Origin of the sequence: Solibacillus sp. FSL W7-1324 (assembly GCF_038008025.1) — a bacterium.
Classification (GTDB): Bacteria; Bacillota; Bacilli; order Bacillales_A; family Planococcaceae; genus Solibacillus.
This window is the reverse complement of the sequence record NZ_JBBOYH010000001.1, coordinates 2,069,249-2,082,682: the sequence shown is the minus strand read 5'-3', so window position 1 is coordinate 2,082,682 and position 13,434 is coordinate 2,069,249. Positions and strand designations below refer to the sequence as shown.

Sequence of the window (13,434 nt, the reverse complement as noted above, 5' to 3'; positions counted from 1 at the left end):
AACAAAATTTAGAAGTGTAGCTTATCATCTTTTAATAGCATTTATTATTAACCATTCGGGCGCAATTCTTCACTAAGAAGATTGCGTTTTTCCGTTATATGGTCATGTCGTTGAATAACCTACTTTTATGAACGTTGGGCCAAACAACCCCTGGGATCTGTGTTTACGGGTATGATACAATTTAAATACCAAATATTAGGGAGGTTTCGCTAAGGATGGCAAAAGAAATTATTAACGTTGTTTTAGCAATGAAAACCTTTGATACATCCAAAATGGATTCGTGGTCTGATGAACAGTGGCAGGAATTTGTGGGAGAAGAAGAAGACCACGGAGGCATACAATTGTTGTTGATAAATGATAACAGTTTTTATCTAAAAATAACCGGTATTCACTTTGATGAAGAGACTGAAGAAATAGTTTTTAATTTTGATACACAAAATAAAATGAATAAAAATATAAAGATTCAATTCGGTCACTGGCAAATTGATGACAATATCTATAATCTTATTGCGAAAAAACCACTATATTTGGTTAATTTTTCTGGGGTTAGAAGTTTTCAAAAATGCGTAAAGCGCTCTAATTTAAATGAGTGGGACAAGACAATAATTGAAATGAAAATTATAGATGCAGAAATAAATATAATTATTAGAGACCTCGAATTACAATTAATTAAACATTTTACACAAATTTTTTAGGTTCCAAAAAATACGTTTACAAAGGAGCATTCCTGTTAGAAGGATTTTCGGGGACTTGAAAACAAAAAAGCCCTCCTGTATGATGCTTGAGTGTCAACCGGAAAATTGACTCGCACATCCACAGAGAGGACTTACAACAATGAATTTTAATACGAATGAAAAAATTAATCAAGTTTCTGAAAATACACTAGTAATCGGTATCGATATTGCGAAGCACAAACATTTTGCTTGCGCTATTGATGATCGAGGCCGAGTGCTCCAAAAATCATTTCCTATTACACAGTCACGCATTGGATTTGAAGGCTTTTATGAGCGCTTACTCGCTCTAAAAACCACTCATGAAAAACAGGAAATCCTCGTTGGTTTTGAGCCAACAGGACACTACTGGATGAACTTGGCGGCGTTTCTGACAAGCTACGGAATACCATTCGTGATGGTCAATCCAATGCACGTCAATCGTTCCAAGGAATTGGACGACAATCTTCAAACGAAAAATGACCAAAAAGACGCACTTGTCATTGCTCGCCTCATGCGAGATGGTCGCTTCAGCTATCCACGACATCTCGAAGGTATCGAAGCGGAGTTACGAAATGGTGCGACATTACGTTCAAAGATTCAAGAAGACTTAAATGCCCTACAAAATCGCATGATTCGTTGGCTGGATCGCTTTTTTCCTGAATTCACACAAGTGTTTAAAAGCTTTGGGAAAATGGCGTATGCGGTACTTGAAAAAACACCATTACCAACAGATATTGTAGGCAAATCACCAGAAGAGTTACTATTTTTATATCGCCAGGTAGACGGTCTGAAAAGCCCACAGCTACCAAAGGCAAAACAATTAGTCGAGGTAGCAGAAAGCTCAATCGGACTGACAGAAGGTATAGTGATGGCCAAATTCGAAATCGCCACGCTTCTTTCCCAGCACAAATTGATGCAAGCACAACTAGACGACTTAACAAGTCAACTCGCAGAGTTAGCCAAACAAATGACGGATTATGACTATTTAGCATCGGTACCTGGAATCGGGGATGTCACGATTGTCGATTTACTATCAGAGATTGGTTCTTTAACGCAATATACACATCCACGCCAATTAATTAAACTAGCGGGACTCACATTGCGTGAAAACTCTTCCGGTCAGCAAAAAGGACAAAAACGGATTTCTAAACGAGGTAGAAGAAAACTTCGCGCCCTCCTCTTCCGAGTCATGATGCCTTTAATCTTGCATAATCCAGCATTCAAACAATTACATGAATACTACACAACACGTACAGTCAATCCGCTTCGAAAAAAGCAGTCCATCGTCGTGTTATGTGGGAAGTTACTGAAGATTTTACATGCCTTATGTAAAAAGAAAACCATGTTTAATGAACAACAAATGATGAACGATTTTGCCAGTCTCCAAACAGCTGCTTAAGCGTACTTCATCAAAAGTTTAACCAAGAGGATGACACGGAGAAGCCGGCATTATTTACCCCATCCGACCGTGATTAATTAAACGAGTCCCTAAAGGAGCATCGCCAGCCTCTGCCTTATGAATAGACCGAACGAAGGAATGTACGCGCAATCAGACGCCTAGAGACATGGGAGGGTCCGTCATCATAAGCTACGCAGAGATCCAAAAGTGCATCAATATACAGCACAGGATCAGGAGGAACATTACCAATTAATGGTTCATCTTTTAGCGAAGCTTTCAGATATATTGTTAAAAAAATCAATAATTACAAAATAAAGATAGATGTACGTGTCGGGAGAATATTTTTTTGACACTCTAAAATGGCGTGAGCCATTGATACATCAACATTTATAGAGGGAGGGGTTAAATGACTAATTTTTTCTTAATCCTTATGATTTTCTTAATTGTTGTTGCAAATGTTATTGGATTTATATCCTACAGGAAAAAGAAAAATCTATACTCTTGGGCTTTTGCAATATTTATATCAGCAGTTTTATTTGGGGCAATCGGGGGTGTATTAGCACTTTTAGTTATTCGTGATGCTTTTGCGATATTTTACGGTTTCCAGATAGGGCAATATTTACTAATAAACAGTGTTATTGTTCTTTTTATTGCCATTTTAATGACTGTAATAAGGAAATACAACAGAACTACCTAATTCACCACTCTCTCTATAAAATAGTTAAATCTGGCGCTTTCCTAGTATAAGGAAGGGCCTTTTGGGACGCAATTCTTTTACAAAGAACAAACTATGAGGGGGATATACAAGCATTAATAAAATTTGTTATTAAATTCTTCACGAATTAATTTTAAGAAGTAAGGTTTCAATTTACATAAAGGAGCTTAAGATTATGCCTGTATATAATAAATTAGTAAGAGATAGGATTTTAGAAATTATCGAATCTGATGGATTAGTTTATAATGCTCGAATACTCGAGCCAACGGAACTCTTAAAGGAAGTTAAGGCGAAAATGATCGAGGAAGCCAAAGAGTTTCAAACAACAAAAACTGTTAATGAAAGCGTGGAAGAATTAGCAGATGTTTTAGAATTAATACATACAGCTCTTAGTACATTAGGTGTGACATATGATGAGCTAGATGAAGTGCGGTTGCAAAAAAAGGTAAGGAGAGGTGGTTTTGAAAAGGCAATTTACTTAGTAGACGTAAAAGACAAGTGATTCAATTCGCTGTTAAAAACTCTATTATGAACAATTGTGACATTGTATGTATTAATAATGTCGTGGAGGAAATAAATGATAAATTTTTTAAATAAGATTCGTAGACCAAAAAAAATATCGCAAACAAAAAATTTATTATATACGGCTTCAATTTTAATTATGGGCGTTATTTTAGGCGTAATTTCCAAGGTGCTTGATACAATCCCAAGTAATTATTTACCTTATTCCCTTGAAATGTTAGATTTAGGGAACTTCTTTTCTCGCATGGGGGTTTGGATTTTTCTTGCGGTAGTAATATCTATGTATAGCAAATCACCCATTAGGTCTGCCATAAATACTTTTTTGTTTTTTGCAGGTATGGTCGGTAGCTATTATCTATACACAGTTCTGGTGGCTGGTTTTTTTCCTAAATCATATATGATGATTTGGATTTTCATGACTATTATCTCGCCATTTTTGGCTATTGTATGTTGGTATGCAAAAGGAAAAGGTATTGTAGCTATAACTATTTCATCAATTATATTTATGCTTATTACAAGACAGGCTTTTGGTTTTGGAGTTTGGTATTTTTACATTAAATATAATCTTGAATTGTTACTCTGGTTCGCCACAATTTTTGTTTTATATCAGTCTCCAAAACAAATAATTCAGGTGGTAACAATAGGTATGATTCTTCGGTTCCTTACCAATGAGATCAATCTATTCTGGGGGATGTTATAACTTCTATTTACCCTCTTACAGGAACGCTTTTTCATTAAGAGGCAAGTAGTAAAAGAGATGACGAATGAGCGCGATTCTTAATTTTTACAAAAAGGTAACTATATTGAGAATAAAAGCGTGATTTGATCCATTACAAAACACGCTTCTTCGTTTTGTATTTTTCTCAGGCTTAATGAGTTACTCATCTAGCTCTAAGGGTAAAAAAGCATATTCTCCGTCCTTAATAATTTCACATTTACGGACTGGAATAGGATGTTTAAAAATGGGCCCATCTAATACTGTAGTATGGAACTCTCCACCTTCTCCGCAAGGGTCAACCCCACGAGCTTCAAGTTCCTTCACGTAATCATGAGTTAACATTCGCCCTAAATCGTCTTCTCGCATTCCAAGTGATAAATTTACAGTTACAATAATCGTTACAAAACCTAAATTTATGAACTCTTCGACAGCTTCTTGATGGTTCATTCCCCATAAAGGCATTCCAAGCTTTAATCCAGCATACTTCGTAACTTTTTCATGCCAACACCCATGTTTCGGCATATCTAAGTCGCCAGTTACTAACACTTCTGCTCCTTGATTTTTAGCCTTTTCTAAAAGATGTATAAATACTTTTTCATAATCTGTCCAACTTGCAGCTGCAGTATATACGGGCAAACCTATGGATTTAGCTTGGGCCTGAATGAGTTCCGGAGGCATTCCATGAGATCTTGAACGTTTTCCTTCTTCCTCCAGCATGACAATCAGTCCAACCGCTTCTCCAACCATCATTGCTTTATATAGAGCTAAGGCACTATCCTTTCCTCCGCTAAAAGAAGCTATAAATTTTTGCCCGTAAGCACTATTTTTCCAATCCATTAATTCTGCCATTTCTATCTTTCCCCCTTATATTTAATGACTTTAATGAGTTTTCATAGCTCTAATTATTTGTTTAATTTTATCACGAATGGACCTTATAAATAGGCTAGTATTGTATCCTGGTAGAATAAGGTTGAAATAAAAGAAAAAATTATTTCAATAAAATTCCTTCATACGACAGAGAATTGAGATGTCCGATCACTAAATGAGGTTATTCCAGTATGCAATTTTAGGGCGCGTTCCTTGTATTAGGAGAGGGTCTTTTTTCCTTTTCCTTTAAAGGGCAAAATAATTGAACTCAGCCTGATTTTTCTAGGTTACAATTTAGAAGATATTGTTAAAAAGTGACGGGTAGGAATATTGAAATTAAAATGAGAGATTTAAAGATTAGGGGGAGTACGATGAAAAAAGTTTCAATTTTATTGATTATAGTCGTTTTATTGGTTCTCGCCTCTTGTGGAGGACCTTTTAAATCAACGGCCTCGATATTGATAGTTATTGAAAAGGGGCATTCAAGTGACTTTAAAGAGTATTGGATTAAAGCATACGATCCGAATAATCAAACTAAAGAAGAAGCATTTAAGATTGTAGTTCAAGAAGAAATGGTATGGAACTTAATTGAGGAAAATAAAGAATATTTTTCTTTATATTCAAAAGAAGGAGATAAATCCTGGATATTAGAACAAATCGAACATATAGAAAATCAATAATGTTGGAGCTGTTGGTTAAGTATGTCCATCCATTAAATAATCAACCTAAAGTATTATGTTAATATTTCCCTTTTTATTTTACGATAGTTAATACAAGGTCAAAAATGAACTAGTAGACTACTTGAGAATTGAAAGAGGGGGAGAAAATGAAAGCTATAATTCAAAGTGAATTTGGGGATGCAAATGTCCTTTCATACAAGGATGTTCAAATACCGGAAATTGGAGATGAGGAATGTTTAATTAAGGTCGCTTATACAAGTGTGAATTATGCAGACATTAAAAAACGGATTGGGAATAAAGGAAAAGGGAATTTTCCTTTAATATTAGGGTTAGATTGTGCCGGGATAATTGTAGAAACCGCTCCTACTTCGAGTTTTTCAATTGGCGATCGTGTCATTGCATTTCCTAAAGATGGCTCCTATGCAGAATATGTACGTGCAAATGAAAAGCTAGTTTTTAAAATTCCTGACACACTTTCATTTGAACAGGCAGCTGCAATGCCTACAGTAGCCATCTTGTCGTACCTACTATTACATGAGATAGGGCTAGTAAAAAAATCTGATACTATTGTTATACATAGTGCTGCTGGCGGTGTAGGTTCAATGCTTGTTCAATTAGCGAAAATTGCAGGCATTCAACAAGTCATTGGAACAGTCGGTAATCTTGAAAAAGCTAATTATGTGAAAGAACTAGGGGCTGACGTAGTTTGCACTTACGAAACATTTACCGAAGAAGTCTTAACAGTTACAAAGGGTCGAGGTGCAAACATTATATTCGATTCTGTTGCAGGTTCTGTAACAAGTAGAAGCTTAGATTGCTTAGCTTTATATGGGACGCTTGTTCAATTTGGAAATAGCAGTGGGGAAGCTGGTCACTTTAAAACAAGTGATGTTCATAGTAGCTGTCGAAACATAAAAGGATTTAGCCTAGGTACAACAAGGGAACATGATCCATTACGATTAGCGCCTGTTGCTGAAAAAGTAATTGAACTATTTAATTCACAACAGATTTCACTTCCAATTGCACAAATTTTTAATTTAGAGGATGCTGCTGCAGCTCATGAATTAATTGAGAGCCGGAATTATGAAGGGAAAGTTTTACTGAAAGTCTAGTGGAGAAAAGTTAACTGAATCAAGTAGGGCGCGTTCCTTTAAAAAGGATACGCCCTTTATTTCATTTACAAGTGAGCGGAAGAGGATTATAGCTTTAATCTATACTTCTTCTATGTCTGCCTTCAAATCTTTAAACCATTTCAAGTTCACTAGATGGTGAGAACGAGAATTTTCATTCATGCGGCGAAAATAATCAATTTTACCAGGAGATTCATTGGTGTTGGCTAAGTATTCATCAAGAAGAGCGATTCTAGCTTCCGTTTGATCAATTTGGGATTGGATTAATTCTAATAATTTATTCGTATCAAATTCATCTGCAAACAATAATGCCCCGTAGAATTGTAAGTTTACATACTCGGATTTAGTCCCATATTTGGTCATTAACTTTTCGAATTCTTCAATCCCTAAAGAGGTGATTTCATAGGGATGAATTTCGCGTCCATTTTTAGAATGAGTCTGATGTGTTTGTTCTATGAAACCTTTCTCTTCAAGTTGTTGCAAATTGTAATAAAATGATCCTTTAGTGAAGTTCACGATATATTTATAATGCCGCTTTTCCATTAAAGTTAAAAGCTCGTAGCCATGAGCACCAGGATTTTGCATAAGTAAGCCAAGGATAAGTAAGGGAATCAAAGTTGCATCACCTTTGCCATATTTTCTTCAAATTCTTTGTATGTGATTTTACCAAGAGCCAAATTCATACTTTGAATATAAATTTGTTCCGTTTTCGAATAGTTATTAGTGATTTGTAGGGATTGTTCCTCTTCAGCAAGAGGCTCTAAAATATGACCCTTTTTCGAAAATGCTTCGTAGTAACGATAACCGAATTTTCGTTGGGAAACAGCGTTCAAATGAATACCATCCGGATTGGCCGTTAGCCCTTCTGCTGTTACGAAATAACAATTTTGCTGTTCATCTGCAAATCTACGTAATTGATCATTAATTTCTTGATACTCTGTAGAATATTTTCCGAATCCGGTTTTTCCTAAAAATTCACCAAGACCTCCGATGATTAACGGAACATCTTCAAGTGCTAATTCTTTTCTCAAAGAGTCAATAATTAAAGATAATTTTTCATAATAGGTTTCATGAAGAGAATTATTGCTATCACTTTCACCTTGGTGCCAAAGTATACCGCAAATTTCGCTAGACTCTAGTGCGAAACGAGCTTCAGATAAAGCATGTTGAAAAAGAGTACCTTGAGGATGCCAGTCATTTAAGGAACTGCCACCTTCTGCACAGGGTATTAAACCAATTTCTTCATCCGGGTTGGCTTTTGACCATGCCTCTGCAAATGAAGCTGCTAAACTTACCCCAGCAACAGGGCGGTCATAATTAATAGGCTCTGTCATCATTTGCCACTGTCCGTTACGAAGCATTTTTATTTTTTCATTATAGATTGGGTCGACTTCATGCAAAAAGCCACGACCTGCCATATTGGATTGTCCTAACATCAAAAAAGATTTTATCATTTTATATTCATTCCTTTACTCAATAGTCTAATTAGACTGTCGTCAATTCTTTATAGCTAAAGCTCAAAAGCGATTTAAACCTAATTTATTTTTAACAAATTGAACTATTTTAGTAAAAAAATGCAATATAAATTTCATTAATGACGTCTTATATATAGAACCAAAATGGAGGTGTTAAAAATGGTTAATAAGGAGGTTTATTCTAATAAATTCGATACTTATTCACTAGATACAATAAAATCAAAACCAATTGAAGCCATTGAAGACATTATGGATACTTATGGGGATGAAATCAAAAAATTCATTTATACATATTTGAGAAATGAAGCAGATACCGATGATGTTACACAAGAAGTGTTTGTGACTGTATATTTGAAGATAGATTCTTTTAAGGGGGATGCCTCTCTTAAAAGCTGGATCTACTCAATTGCCGCAAATAAGTGTAAAGACCACATAAGAAAGCACCGTTTACGTCCGCAAAATTTATTTCAACGACTAACTCAGCAAGATATCAAGAAAAACCAAAGTAGTGATCTAGCAGAAGAGTATATTCGAGGCAGTGTAAATGAAGGTCTTTTCGAAAAAATCATGGAACTCCCTGTTAAATATAGAGAAGTCATAATTCTTTATTATTATAAAGAGTTGTCCATTAAAGAGATCAGCTTTGTTTTGAAAGAAAAGGAAAGTACACTACAATCACGTTTAGTAAGGGCAAGAAAGAAATTACGAGAGATGATTAATAAAGGAGGGATTATTCTTGGATAAACATCTTAAAGAACTAAATTTTGAAGAGAAAATTAAGACCTCATTTACAGAAGATAATAAAAGAATGATAATGAATGAGATTCATAAAGTAGAACAAAATAGAATTACAAAGCCGCATTATTTTCAAAATATACTAACGGTCGTACTTACTGTAGGAGTTTTATTTTTTGGTTTTATTTATGTTAATAATCATGAAGGAACTAATGAAATTGCCGGAGATACTAATCAAACTGAAAATCATCTTGGTAAAAATCAAAATAATGAAGGCTCACTTGCTGTCTCAGACAATGATAAGGAACAGGAGAATGAGAAAAAAGTGTTGGAAGTTGGGAGGAAGTTTACTTTTTGGGACCCTGAGAGGTTTTATAAATACGATTACAAAACGGAAACCTATACTTATTATGATTTTTCAGACTCTAATTACAATTTATATGCGGCGCACCTTAAGGCAGCAGTAATTACAGATAATGCTATCTATATGAGTCCAAATGAATTAGAACCATCTATATATGTGCAATATTTAGAAAGTATTATTTACTTGTTAGAAAACATAGAACATGGAGAAGATAAAGAAAAAAATGAGGAATTTAAAAAAGCGGCGCAACTAGCTAAACTAGCGCTTAAACAGGGTGTGAGCAACTGGGAACCTACATTAGAAGAGCTGCATGAAGTGTTACATGAATTAGATGAACATTATAATACTAACCCCTTTAAAGATGGAATTACAGGTAGTAATGGAATACGATTACTTGCCGATCCAGAGGAGTAGCAATGTCAAACTGGTTCCTAATTAGCACTTACTCGAGTGCTTTAATTCAAGGAGGGATAAAGCATATTACGGTAAAGAATTAAAGCAACAGTAAACTTGAAATCAGAAGGGGAAATTAATGAGAAAGATTTTTACTGGGATAGTTTTAATAACAATATTTTTAACTGCGTTTCTATTTTATAATCACAAACAACTGCCTGATAAAGAAGATGTATTTAAAATCACCAAAAATTGGTCTCAAGGAACAGAAGAAGTCTATTTAGTGAGGAAAATTGGTGAGGAATGGTTAACCATTTATAGAGACAATCATTCGATTACGATTGCCCGGTTAGAGCAAAACTGGTTAGGGTATTGGGACATAATAAATGAAGATGGCAGCAAAACTACAATATCTACGATTGATTATCATATATCGCAGAGTGATCAATTAAATTGGAGTGCAGGTTCAAGAGGGGAAATATCACACTACTTCGGTCAAATTATCAATCCTGATATTAAGAAAATAGAAGTCGAAACTCAAAAAAACCACTTTGAAGATGCATTAATAATTAATTCGGGAAAAACTCAATTTTTTTACATTAAAACTAATGGGGAGTTAGTATTGCCTGTAAATATTAGAGGACCTTCTGAATCTGGTAAGTTAATCTATTCTACACTTAAACCAATTAAAAAGTAAATTTTTGATATTTTCTTCTACCACAATTTTTTGGAAGAATTTGAAAATAGTCTTAATAAATCTAGCGGGGTTTTTCAATATGTAATTTGTTATTCCCTTATAGAAGATCGTGTTTTTCCGTTATAGGCCAGATTATGGAGCAACAAAAATTTAAAATAAGAAAGAGTAAGTATTTTTTTCAAGAATAAATAAAAGTTTGCAGGGGGTGTATTTATGTTGAAAAAAAGATTAGTTTTAATAATTGCAGTATTTTTATCGTTAGTAATTGTGGGCTGTAATGATGAAAACTCAATTGAGAAAAAAGAAAATAAAATTCAACACAATTGGAATGAAAGTCCATTATTTGAATCGGGCGACTATACAATGATTGGTGAAGAAGGACGATTAGGTTTTATCTATGATGATAGCGAAGATCTTAGATTTTATCCTAATAAAGTCAATAAATACATGTGGCATTTTTGGGGTGAAGAACAGGAGCTTGAAGGAGAGGTGAAAATTACTGCCACACATGAAAATGATAATGAAGAAATCTATGTCACTGGTGGGGGAATAAGTGGTGCAAATAACGGGGCAGATCGTCATATGCCATCTAATATGAGTTTACCTAAGAGTGGAATGTGGAAATTAGATGCTTATATTGGTGATAGACTATTTGGAAGTGTATATGTGAAGGTTCATAAGAAGTAATGAATTATTAGACTAAAAAAAGAAAATGAATGATACTCAAAAATCTGGGCGCTTTCCTTGAATAAAGGAAAGCTTTTTGTATTAAAGGGCTAAAAAATAGTGTAAAAAGAACATGAGTGAAGTAGAACCATTACAAAAGGCGCGGCCGAATGAAAAACCTCATTCGAGCTACGCCTTTTCAATTTATATTTTAAATTGGTGAACTAAACCGCGCAATTCACTTGCAGTTGTCGTAAGTCCTTCTGTAGCGTCAGTTATTTGAGCTACTAATGCTAATTGTTCCTCAGTTTCACCTGAAATGGTTACCGCATGTTCCGAAGTGCCGCGTGATAGTTCGGCAACCGATTCAATAGAGGCATTAATTTCTTCCATACTTGCAGCCATCTGTTCTGAAATGGCTGATAGCTCTTGTATTTGTGCATTAGATTTTTCAAATTCACTGACGATGTTTTCAAATGTTTCGCCAGCTTGACTCACATAAACAATGCCACTCTCAATTTCTTTATGTGTATGGCTCATAAATTCGGAAACCCTCACAGTGTCCTTTTGTATTGCGCTTACAATGTCTGAAATCATTTTAGCTGATGCATTGGATTGCTCAGATAACTTACGTACTTCATCGGCTACGACAGCAAATCCTTTCCCATGTTCACCAGCTCTTGCCGCTTCAATCGCAGCGTTTAATGACAATAAGTTGGTTTGGCTTGATATATCAGTTATAGCTTTTGTTATATTGCCTATTTCTAATGAGCGTTTTTCTAATTCCTTAATAACATCATTTGTTTTCGTATTGGCTTCATAAATCGTTGTAATTTGATGAACCGCTTTTTCAACGTTTGAGAAGCCTTGTTTTGCCTGAGTCATTGATTGTTCCGATGATTCAGCAATATCCGCTGTGTTTTCTGAAATGTTCGCTATGCCAATCGTCATTTCACTAATTGCGACTACACTTTGTTCAATCATTTCCTGTTGATCCGAAAGGCTATCCGTGATGTTCGTCACCGATTTAACGATATGTTCCGTTGAACCAACATTTTCTTTCGCATTTTCTAACACATTTTCCGAAGAACGCTCGACTATATCGGAATGATTGGAAACTTCCTGGAGCAATATCTTCAAGTTATCGGCCATCTTATTATAGTTGTTCGCTACATCTGTAATTTCGTCACTTTTAGATGCCGTAAGTCGTTGTGAAAAATCCCCTATACCGGCGCTTGTCAGAACAGCCGAAACGTCGCTTAAACGCTTTTTAATGCCTTTTGAAAAGTAAAGACTTGTTACGGTTGCTAAGACAATCATAATTAAAACGACAATAACAAAGCTCTTTATGATCTGAGAAACAATGGAGGTAATCATTGACTGCGAGGCTCCTATATAAAATATTCCAATTACTTCCCCGTTGCTGTTTATTAATGGTTCATAGGCTGCTTGATATTTATTCCCCGCAACATCGGCTTCACCGAAGAACTTTTCCTTATTCTTTAAAACTGCAGTCGCTACTTCATCGGAAATTTTTGTCCCAATTGCACGCTCCCCGTCAGTTTTTACATTCGTAGTAACACGTGTGTCGCCTTTAAAAATCGTGACAGTACCATCCGTATCTGCCCCAATATCATCTACGATCTCATAATTTTCATCTATCAGAACATCCCCTTTATACAGCTGGTTGTTCTTCAGATTCCAGTCACCCGGATATCTTTCATTAATATAGCGATAGGCTAAATCTAAATCGCTTTTTGCTTTTTCTAGCGCAAAATCTTTTACACCTGAACGTACTTGATTGGTAACTACTAAACCAATAATCAGTGAAAATAATAATATAACACTAATAAATAGCAAATTTATTTTGGTACCTAGTTTAAAACTCATTGTTTTCTTCTCCTTATTTTCACTAAATGTAGGTCTAAGTTCTTATGACATTTAACAATTATATAGCAGCTTGGCATAAATTTCTATTGTTAATATATTCAAAATTAATGTTTTAATATTGGAAATTCTGAAGGTAAACTTGAATTATTACTTTGTTTAAAGAACAACGAAACTTTTCTTTAGAGTTAAACGTAATAAAGATTAACTTGATTGAGGGGTGGATATATACATTGTTTAAAATTATGCCTAAATGTATTAAATGCGATAAAGAAATTAAGGGAAACGATGTAGTTTTTGTGAAAATGCGTTATCCAGAACGAAAAGGTATGACTGAAATTAAAGCCTATATACAAAATGAAGGAAGAATAATTTGTGAGGATTGCTATAATAATAAGACTAATTAATGGTTAAAGAATTATGGCGCGCTTTCCTTGAATAAATAATGTGCTTTCTCCAATTATAGGGCCATT

16 protein-coding genes are annotated in these 13,434 nt (G+C 34.8%); 12 read left to right on the top strand and 4 right to left on the bottom strand.

Going from position 1 to position 13,434, the window contains the following annotated elements; all coding sequences use genetic code 11:
- Positions 1-215: 215 nt before the first annotated feature.
- The 5 genes from MKY71_RS10210 (at position 216) to MKY71_RS10190 (ending at position 4,049) form a co-directional block, all read left to right on the top strand.
- The gene (locus MKY71_RS10210) at positions 216-695 is read left to right on the top strand and encodes a hypothetical protein (protein ID WP_340732501.1); all 480 of its coding nucleotides are present in this window, start codon (positions 216-218) and stop codon (positions 693-695) included.
- A 139-nt stretch (positions 696-834) separates the two neighbouring features.
- On the top strand, positions 835-2,112 hold the full coding sequence (locus tag MKY71_RS10205; protein WP_340732245.1) for an IS110 family transposase: 1,278 nt from the start codon (positions 835-837) through the stop codon (positions 2,110-2,112).
- Between the two features lie 406 nt (positions 2,113-2,518).
- On the top strand, positions 2,519-2,809 hold the full coding sequence (locus tag MKY71_RS10200) for a 3-isopropylmalate dehydrogenase (protein WP_340732500.1): 291 nt from the start codon (positions 2,519-2,521) through the stop codon (positions 2,807-2,809).
- Between the two features lie 193 nt (positions 2,810-3,002).
- Entirely contained in the window at positions 3,003-3,329 is a 327-nt protein-coding gene (locus MKY71_RS10195; protein ID WP_340732499.1) for a nucleoside triphosphate pyrophosphohydrolase, read from the top strand.
- Positions 3,330-3,404: 75 nt separating this feature from the next.
- Entirely contained in the window at positions 3,405-4,049 is a 645-nt protein-coding gene (locus MKY71_RS10190; RefSeq protein WP_340732497.1) for a DUF6518 family protein, read from the top strand.
- Between the two features lie 177 nt (positions 4,050-4,226).
- Here the strand turns inward: MKY71_RS10190 and MKY71_RS10185 are convergent, their stop codons facing one another.
- On the bottom strand, positions 4,227-4,916 hold the full coding sequence (locus tag MKY71_RS10185; protein WP_340732495.1) for a Dph6-related ATP pyrophosphatase: 690 nt from the start codon (positions 4,914-4,916) through the stop codon (positions 4,227-4,229).
- Positions 4,917-5,305: 389 nt separating this feature from the next.
- On the opposite strand from MKY71_RS10185, the gene MKY71_RS10180 reads away from it, so the two are divergent.
- Positions 5,306-5,614: a hypothetical protein gene (locus MKY71_RS10180; RefSeq protein ID WP_339171553.1), complete on the top strand. Its 309-nt coding sequence runs from the start codon at positions 5,306-5,308 to the stop codon at positions 5,612-5,614.
- A gap of 146 nt (positions 5,615-5,760) precedes the next feature.
- Positions 5,761-6,726 carry a quinone oxidoreductase family protein gene (locus MKY71_RS10175; protein ID WP_340732494.1) on the top strand — a complete coding sequence of 322 codons (966 nt, stop codon included), beginning with the start codon at positions 5,761-5,763 and terminating at the stop codon, positions 6,724-6,726.
- 99 nt (positions 6,727-6,825) lie between these two features.
- Here the strand turns inward: MKY71_RS10175 and MKY71_RS10170 are convergent, their stop codons facing one another.
- Together MKY71_RS10170 and MKY71_RS10165 are read right to left on the bottom strand one after the other, a co-directional pair.
- Entirely contained in the window at positions 6,826-7,359 is a 534-nt protein-coding gene (locus MKY71_RS10170) for a PadR family transcriptional regulator (protein WP_340732492.1), read from the bottom strand.
- On the bottom strand, positions 7,356-8,198 hold the full coding sequence (locus tag MKY71_RS10165; RefSeq protein WP_339171548.1) for a sialate O-acetylesterase: 843 nt from the start codon (positions 8,196-8,198) through the stop codon (positions 7,356-7,358). Before MKY71_RS10165 ends, MKY71_RS10170 begins: the two co-directional genes overlap by 4 nt.
- 180 nt (positions 8,199-8,378) lie before the next feature.
- On the opposite strand from MKY71_RS10165, the gene MKY71_RS10160 reads away from it, so the two are divergent.
- The 4 genes from MKY71_RS10160 to MKY71_RS10145 all read left to right on the top strand — a co-directional run bounded on the left by MKY71_RS10160 (position 8,379) and on the right by MKY71_RS10145 (position 11,095).
- Positions 8,379-8,963: an RNA polymerase sigma factor gene (locus MKY71_RS10160; protein ID WP_339171546.1), complete on the top strand. Its 585-nt coding sequence runs from the start codon at positions 8,379-8,381 to the stop codon at positions 8,961-8,963.
- The gene (locus tag MKY71_RS10155) at positions 8,956-9,732 is read left to right on the top strand and encodes a polyphosphate kinase (RefSeq protein ID WP_339171543.1); all 777 of its coding nucleotides are present in this window, start codon (positions 8,956-8,958) and stop codon (positions 9,730-9,732) included. Before MKY71_RS10160 ends, MKY71_RS10155 begins: the two co-directional genes overlap by 8 nt.
- A 118-nt stretch (positions 9,733-9,850) precedes the next feature.
- The gene (locus MKY71_RS10150; protein ID WP_339171541.1) at positions 9,851-10,408 is read left to right on the top strand and encodes a hypothetical protein; all 558 of its coding nucleotides are present in this window, start codon (positions 9,851-9,853) and stop codon (positions 10,406-10,408) included.
- A 213-nt stretch (positions 10,409-10,621) separates the two neighbouring features.
- Entirely contained in the window at positions 10,622-11,095 is a 474-nt protein-coding gene (locus MKY71_RS10145; protein WP_339171539.1) for a hypothetical protein, read from the top strand.
- Positions 11,096-11,278: 183 nt separating this feature from the next.
- On the opposite strand, the gene MKY71_RS10140 is transcribed toward MKY71_RS10145, so the two are convergent.
- Positions 11,279-12,964: a methyl-accepting chemotaxis protein gene (locus tag MKY71_RS10140; RefSeq protein ID WP_340732490.1), complete on the bottom strand. Its 1,686-nt coding sequence runs from the start codon at positions 12,962-12,964 to the stop codon at positions 11,279-11,281.
- 230 nt (positions 12,965-13,194) lie between these two features.
- Here MKY71_RS10140 and MKY71_RS10135 point away from each other — a divergent pair, with 230 nt between their 5' ends.
- Positions 13,195-13,368 (top strand): Fe3+ hydroxamate ABC transporter substrate-binding protein, encoded by a 174-nt coding sequence (locus MKY71_RS10135; RefSeq protein WP_340732489.1) that lies wholly within the window; start codon positions 13,195-13,197, stop codon positions 13,366-13,368.
- Positions 13,369-13,434 lie beyond the last annotated feature (66 nt).

Coding starts and splice junctions, on each gene's coding strand:
- MKY71_RS10140 (WP_340732490.1), bottom strand. CDS start 12,964: ATGAGTTTTAAACTAGGTACCAAAATAAATTTGCTATTTATTAGTGTT.
- MKY71_RS10210 (WP_340732501.1), top strand. CDS start 216: ATGGCAAAAGAAATTATTAACGTTGTTTTAGCAATGAAAACCTTTGAT.
- MKY71_RS10195 (WP_340732499.1), top strand. CDS start 3,003: ATGCCTGTATATAATAAATTAGTAAGAGATAGGATTTTAGAAATTATC.
- MKY71_RS10205 (WP_340732245.1), top strand. CDS start 835: ATGAATTTTAATACGAATGAAAAAATTAATCAAGTTTCTGAAAATACA.
- MKY71_RS10200 (WP_340732500.1), top strand. CDS start 2,519: ATGACTAATTTTTTCTTAATCCTTATGATTTTCTTAATTGTTGTTGCA.
- MKY71_RS10175 (WP_340732494.1), top strand. CDS start 5,761: ATGAAAGCTATAATTCAAAGTGAATTTGGGGATGCAAATGTCCTTTCA.
- MKY71_RS10145 (WP_339171539.1), top strand. CDS start 10,622: ATGTTGAAAAAAAGATTAGTTTTAATAATTGCAGTATTTTTATCGTTA.
- MKY71_RS10190 (WP_340732497.1), top strand. CDS start 3,405: ATGATAAATTTTTTAAATAAGATTCGTAGACCAAAAAAAATATCGCAA.
- MKY71_RS10180 (WP_339171553.1), top strand. CDS start 5,306: ATGAAAAAAGTTTCAATTTTATTGATTATAGTCGTTTTATTGGTTCTC.
- MKY71_RS10150 (WP_339171541.1), top strand. CDS start 9,851: ATGAGAAAGATTTTTACTGGGATAGTTTTAATAACAATATTTTTAACT.
- MKY71_RS10165 (WP_339171548.1), bottom strand. CDS start 8,198: ATGATAAAATCTTTTTTGATGTTAGGACAATCCAATATGGCAGGTCGT.
- MKY71_RS10185 (WP_340732495.1), bottom strand. CDS start 4,916: ATGGCAGAATTAATGGATTGGAAAAATAGTGCTTACGGGCAAAAATTT.
- MKY71_RS10160 (WP_339171546.1), top strand. CDS start 8,379: ATGGTTAATAAGGAGGTTTATTCTAATAAATTCGATACTTATTCACTA.